The organism is Streptomyces sp. LS1784 (genome assembly GCF_020103755.1).
Classification (GTDB): domain Bacteria; phylum Actinomycetota; class Actinomycetes; order Streptomycetales; family Streptomycetaceae; genus Kitasatospora.
In genome coordinates this window covers 1-6,360 of the sequence record NZ_JAHSQD010000486.1, presented here as the reverse complement: position 1 = coordinate 6,360, position 6,360 = coordinate 1, and the positions used below count along the sequence as shown (strand labels likewise).

4 protein-coding genes are annotated in these 6,360 nt (G+C 75.0%); 2 read left to right on the top strand and 2 right to left on the bottom strand.

Going from position 1 to position 6,360, the window contains the following annotated elements:
- The coding region (locus KS423_RS35435) for a hypothetical protein (RefSeq protein WP_224283856.1) at nt 1-1,633 on the top strand (1,633 nt) is incomplete at its 5' end.
- 738 nt (nt 1,634-2,371) lie between these two features.
- On the opposite strand, the gene KS423_RS35430 is transcribed toward KS423_RS35435, so the two are convergent.
- Nucleotides 2,372-3,706 carry a DUF1254 domain-containing protein gene (locus tag KS423_RS35430; protein WP_224283855.1) on the bottom strand — a complete coding sequence of 445 codons (1,335 nt, stop codon included), beginning with the start codon at nt 3,704-3,706 and terminating at the stop codon, nt 2,372-2,374.
- Between the two features lie 253 nt (nt 3,707-3,959).
- Here KS423_RS35430 and KS423_RS35425 point away from each other — a divergent pair, with 253 nt between their 5' ends.
- On the top strand, nt 3,960-5,000 hold the full coding sequence (locus KS423_RS35425) for an NAD-dependent epimerase/dehydratase family protein (RefSeq protein WP_224283854.1): 1,041 nt from the start codon (nt 3,960-3,962) through the stop codon (nt 4,998-5,000).
- A gap of 184 nt (nt 5,001-5,184) precedes the next feature.
- Here KS423_RS35425 and KS423_RS35420 read toward each other — a convergent pair whose 3' ends face one another.
- Nucleotides 5,185-6,234 (bottom strand): family 2 encapsulin nanocompartment cargo protein polyprenyl transferase, encoded by a 1,050-nt coding sequence (locus tag KS423_RS35420; protein ID WP_224283853.1) that lies wholly within the window; start codon nt 6,232-6,234, stop codon nt 5,185-5,187.
- Between the last annotated feature and the right edge of the window lie 126 nt (nt 6,235-6,360).

The window sequence follows — 6,360 nt, the reverse complement described above, 5'->3', positions numbered from 1 at the left end:
GCGGACGCCCGGGGCCGAGCCGGGCGAGGCCGAGGCGGCCCGGCGGCGGCGCGAGCTGTCCTCGCTCGCCTGGCCGGAGGCGGCCGGCACCGACCCGGAGCAGCGCGAGGCGCTGGAGCTGTCCGTCCGGCACCGGCTGACCCCGCTGGAGGTCGCGGCGGTGCTGGACCTGCCGTTCGAGCGGACTCGCGCACTGCTGGCCGGGGCCGAGGCCGAAGTGGCCCGGACCAGGGCGGCGCTGCTGGTGCTCGGCGTGGGCAGCTGTCCGGAGCTGGACCGGCTCGGCGGGGCCGGGACGGAGTCCTGGCGGGACTGGGTGCTCGGCCCGGCGCTGCGGCGGGAGCTGGTGCAGCACGTGGTGGACTGCCCGACCTGCCGGGGGACGGCGGAGCGGGTGGCCGCGAGCGAGGCGGCGGAGGGTGCGGCAGGGCTGTCGGGGCTGGCGCTGCTGCGGGCTCCGGTGGACCTTCCCGGGGCCGCCGCGGTCACCGGCGTGGCGGCTGCTCCGGTGGCGACTGCTCGGGCGGTGGCTACTCGGGCGGTGGCTGCTCGGGCGGTGGCTGCTCGGGTGGTGGAACCGGGGCTGCGGTTCGACCAGGGCGGCTTCCCCCGGCACCGGGCGCCGGATGCGGGGCGCGGGCTGGCGGTGCGCCGACGGGTGGTCACCACCGGGGTGCTCGCGGCCGTACTGGCGGCGCCGGTGATCGCGCTCTGGGCCGGGCACCGGGGCGGTGGCGGGTCGAGGCCGGCTGCCTCGGTGTCGGCGGTACGGGTGGACGAGGCCGGAACGCCGACCGGGCAGCGGCCGCGGCCCGCGGTGGACGGCCCGGCGGGGCCGGGTGCGCCCGGTCTGCCCGGGATGGAACTCGCGGGGGCCGCGACCGGGATGGTCGCGGACGGTGCCGGTGTGGGCGGCGCCGGTGTAGGCGATGCAGAAACGTTGCTTCCGGGTTTTCCACGACTCACCTTTGAGGGCGCGGTGATCCCGGTCCCGGCCCACGGCGCAACCCCGCTCAGCAGCCCGACCCTGGTCGCCGCACCGGCCCCGGCGGCCGACCGCGCCTCCGCAACGGGCACGGGCGAACCGGCCCCTGCCGGACTGCTCACCGTCGAGGCCGGCGAGTACGGCAGTCGGACCGTCCTCACCCTCACCAACTCCGGTACCACGGAAATCCGTTGGCGCGCAGTGGCGGACGCCGGCTGGCTCCGGCTCAGCCGCGACTCCGGCACCCTGGCGCCCGGTCAGCGGATCACCGTGATCGTCACGGTGGACGAGGACCAGGCACCGGCCATGCACTGGACCGCCCGGATCGCGCTGCCGCCCTCGCAGGCGGTGGTCACCCTGGAGGGCGGTCCGCACAACCGCGGCGGGTCCGCCTCCTCCCCGGCCGAGCCGTCGCCGTCATCGTCGCCGTCATCGGCGTCGCCCTCCACGCCGGTGCCGACCGGTTCCGCCACCGCCTCGCCCACGGCGGCACCGACCGCGTCCGGCTCGCCCACGTCGTCCCCGTCGCCGTCCGGCCCGCCGGTGGGCTCCCCGCCCCCCTCGGGCACGGCCACCACGGCGCCGCCTGGCTCGGACACCTCGCCGCATCCGACGGGCACGGCAACGGCCTCCCCGTCGAGGCGGTAACAGCGGGTGCAACGCGCCGGACGTGGTCGGCGGTGCACAGGAAGTCGGCCGGGCCGACTTCTCGTGCACAGCGGGCCGGGCGCCGAAGATAGGTAGACCGGTCTGCATAATCCTGCCTGCGACCTCCAGGCGAGAGAACGCGCGGAAAGTCGGCCCGGCCGACTTCTCGCGCACAGCAGGCTCAGGAATCGACCGACTATGTAGACCGACCGCCATATTCCCAGCGGAGAGCCCGACACACCAGAAGTCGACCCGGCCGACTTCTCACGCACAACGGGCCGGGCGCCCAAGATAGGTAGACCGGTCTGCATAATCCTGCCTGCGGCCTCCAGGCGAGAAGACGCACGGAAAGCCGGCCCGGCCGACTTCTCGCGCACAGCAGGCCGGGCGCCAAAGATAGGTAGACCGGTCTGCATAATCCTGCCTGCGACCTCCAGGCGAGAAGACGCACGGAAAGCCGGCCCGGCCGACTTCTCGTGCACAGCAGGTCGGGCGCCAAAGATAGGTAGACCGGTCTGCATATTCCAGTCTGCGGCCTCCACGTGAGAGGACGCGCGGAAAGTCGGCCCGGCCGACTTCTCGCGCACAGCAGGCTCAGGCCCCGGGAGATTCCGGCCGCGAGCTCCCGGCGGGGACGTGCATGAGAAGTCGATCAGGCCGACTTCTCATGCGAGGGCGGCGGGATCCAGGGGCCCCCGTCGAGGAGCCGCGGCCGTGCTGCTGGGGCGGGCAGGGGTGTCAGACCCGGTGGATCGGCGGGATCTGGTAGCTGCCGTCCAGGACGGCGGGCCCAGGCTGGTAGATGCGGAGGATGGGCCGGAACTCGCCGGGCGGGGTGGGGAGCCAGTTGGCGGCGGCGGCCGGGTCCTCGGGCTGGTCGTGCTGGAGGGCCAGGGTGAGGGAGCCGTCCTCGCCGTGGACCAGACCGGGGGTGCGGTCGCCGATCGAGTAGCGGTCGATCGGGTTCTCCACCAGGTAGTAGTCCGGGACGGAGTACATCGTGACCGACCAGAACGCCCCGGCCGGGGGCGGCTGGTCGAAGCGCAGGGTGTAGTCGTGGACGCCGGAGAGGGGCCGGCCGTCGGAGTCGTGGTAGGTCATCGCGAACGAGGCCTCGTAGGCGTGGTTGCCCCAGAGGCCGGCCCGGGCGGCGGCGGCCCGGCTGAGGTAGGCGGCGCGGCGGTCGGGGATGCGCCACTCGGGGTCGTCCAGGGTGCCGGGGCCCAGGTGGTCGGTGTTGTAGTCGAAGAGGTGGAGCGCGCTGCGCCACTCGCCGGGCGGGTGGTCCTCCGGCGGGCGGGTGGCGTCCTCGACCCGTTCGCGGCCGGCGGCCAGGCCCTTGGCCAGCGCCAGCGTCCACTCGGGGGCGGCCGCGCGGTACGGCGAGGCGCCGTCGTCCAGCAGGCCGAGCGGGGCGAAGCGGCGCTGGTACTCGATGTCCGCGGTGGCGGGCGGGAAGGCCTGCATCCAGACCCTCAGCCGCTCGAAGAAGGCCAGCCGCTCGGGGACGTCGGCGTCCGGCTCGGGCAGTCCGGCGACCAGGCCGCCGGGTTCCAGCGGATCCAGTTCCAGGGCGGCCTGGAGGGCCCGGACCCGGGGCAGGTCGTCCGGGCCGGTGCAGGCGAAGCGGCCGACGAGGGTGCCGACGGTGGTGGGCAACTCGACCACCCGTTCAGGGTCCGGCGGGCTGCCGTGCCAGCCGGGCGGGACGATCAGCCAGGTCTGCGAGCCGGTGCCGGTGGCCCGGCGGCCGAGGTAGGCCACGTTGTCCGTCCAGGCGTCGATCAACTGCAGCACGTAGTAGGCGTCCGCGGTGTCCGGGACGCGCAGCACCTGCGGGCCCTCGGAGAGGTCGAGCTGGGCGATCGAGTAGACCGTGTCGTTGTTGACCGAGACGAAGTCATCGGCCGGTCCGGCCAGCCGGGTGGCGTGGCTGATGTGGTTGAACGGCGCAGCCGGCAGGGTGCCCAGGCCGCCCCGGACGAACCGCTCGACCATGGTGAGGCCGGCGACCAGCGGGTAGCCGTAGACGTACGCGTCGGCGGCCAGGGCCTCCAGATCGGGCTGGTTCATCGCGGGTCCTTCGTCCGGGGCAGGCAGCCGGTCGGCGGAGTGCTCGGCGTCGGCGGGCCGTTCGTGCCGGCTGTGGCGGGCGGGTCGTGCACCAGGCCGGGGTGCGGTCGCCGATCGCGGTACAAATCGGATGCTAAGCGGGCCCGGGTGGGGTGGCACGTCGGGCCGGGCGCCGTGCGGCATCCGGTAATCCCTTGTCTGCTCACCGCGAATCCGCGCGTACGGGCGGGGCGGACGAGAGAAGGTCGTCGGCATGAAGATCCTCCTGCTTGGAGGCTCGTCCTTCCTCGGACGGGCCTACGCTGCCGAGGCCCTGGCCCGGGGCCACCGGGTGACCACCTTCAACCGCGGCCGCAGCGCCGCCGACCTGCCCGGCGTCGAGGCCGTCCGCGGCGACCGCAACAGTGCCGGGGACCTCGCCCGGCTGGTCGACGGCCGCAGCTGGGACGCCGTCGTCGACACCTCCGCCCAGCAGCCCGCCCAAGCCGCGCTCAGTACCCGACTGCTGCGCGACCGGGCCGGCCACTACACCTTCGTCTCCTCCGTGCACGCCTTCGCCGACTGGCCCGCCCACGTGGTCGACGAGGACTCCGCGTTGCACCCCTGCCCCGCCGACACCCCGCCCGACCAGCCGCCCGGCAACGCCCTGAAGGCCGGCTGCGAGCGCGCCGTACTGGCGGGGTTCGGCGCCCGGCGCACGCTGGTGCTGAACAGCGGGCTGCTCGTCGGTCCGTACGAGTTCGGCGGCCGGCTGCCCTGGTGGCTGGAGCGGATGGCACGCGGCGGGCGGGTGCTCGCCCCGGGTGATCCGCAGCGGACCATGCAGGTGATCGACGTCCGGGACTTCGCCGGCTTCGGGCTGGACCTGCTGACGGCCGGAACGTCGGGGCGGTTCGTCACCACGGCGCCGCCCGGCCGGCTCCGCTTCCGCGAGTGGCTGGAGACCTGCCGGGAGGTGGCGGGCGCCGCGGACACCGAGCTCGCCTGGATTCCGGACGGGCCGCTGCTCGCCGAGGGGCCGGACCAGGTCGGCGCGTGGACCGAACTCCCCCTCTGGGCACCGGATCTGCCCGATCTGGCGGGCGCCTGGCTGGCCGACACCAGCCGGGCGGAGGCGGCCGGGCTGCGCTGCCGGCCGTTCACCGAGACGGCGCGGGACACCTGGGAGTGGCTGCGGACGCGCGGGCCGGTGGAGGACACCGACGCCGAGGGACGCAAGGGGCGGCCGGGGGCGGCGGTGCGGCAGGGCATCGAACCCGCCAAGGAGCGGCGGCTGTTGGCCGCCTTCGGCTGACGGCTGGCGCGTCAGGCAGCAGGAGTGGGAAGTCGGCCGGGCCGGCTTCCCACTCCCGAGGCGCTCCCGAGGCGCTCCCGAAGCGCTCCCGAAGCGCTCATGAGCACTCATGAGGCACTCCGGGAGGACCCTCCCCGGGACGCGTTTTCCCCTCCCGGGGGCGCGTTCGACGCGGTCAGCCCGCTCAGTGCGTGCGGCGGGTGACCAGCTCGGCGAGCGCCAGCAGCTCGTCGGCCGCGGCCGGCTCCGGGACCGCGGCGGCCAGCTGCGCCATCGCCGCGGCCATCCGCTCGCAGGACTCGCCCTGCGCCCAGCCACGCCCGCCGGCCGCCTCGACGTCCGCCGCGCACTGCGTCAACTCCTCGGGGCTCAGCGGACGTTCGAGCGCGTACAGCTCGCCCAGCCGCTTGCCCTCGACGGTGCCGGAACCCAGCGCCGCGACCACCGGCAGCGACTTCTTGCGGGCGACCAGGTCCGCGCCGACCGGCTTGCCGGTGACCGCCGGGTCCCCCCAGATGCCGATCAGGTCGTCGATCAGCTGGAAGGCCAGGCCGATCTCCCTGCCGAAGCCGTCCAACGCCTGCGCCGCCTCCTCGGAGGCGCCCCCGTACAGGGCGCCCATCGCGCAGGCCGCGCCGAGCAACGCACCGGTCTTGGCCTCCGCCATCGCCAGGCACTCGGGCAGCGAGACGTCGTTGCGCCGCTCGAAGGCGCAGTCGATCTGCTGCCCCTCGCAGAGCTCGACCACGCAGTCCGCGAGCCGACGGATCGAGCCGTGGGCGGCCGGGTGGGTGTCCTCGGCGAGCAGGCGCAGCGCGAGGGAGTGCATGGCGTCCCCGGCCAGGATGGCCTCGGTGGTGCCGAACACCCGCCAGGCTGTGGGCCGGTGGCGCCGGGTGTCGTCCCGGTCGATGACGTCGTCGTGGAGCAGGGTGAAGTTGTGCACCAGCTCCACCGCGGCGGCCGCGGCGACGGCCTCGGCGGGCTTGCCGCCCAGGGCCTGGGTGGCGGCGAGGACCATGGCCGGCCGGATCGCCTTGCCGGCGGGGGCCTCGGCGGGGGTGCCGTCGGCCTCCCACCAGCCGAAGTGGTAGCCGGCCACCTTGCGCATGGTGCCGGGCAGCGAGTCGACGGCGGCCCGCAGGACCGGGTCGACCAGGGCGCGGGTCCGGGCGAGGATGCCCGCCGCCTCGTGCCCCTCTTTGTGGTCCCGCTGCAACGTGGGACTGGTCATGGGTGTCTCCCCCTGTCGGTCGCCTGTCGTGGGACGGCCCGCCGACGGCGGGCCGGGGTTGCGCTGCGGTGCCAGGGCGACGTGCGACGGCGCTGCGGTGCCGGGACGACGTCGCACGGCGCCCCG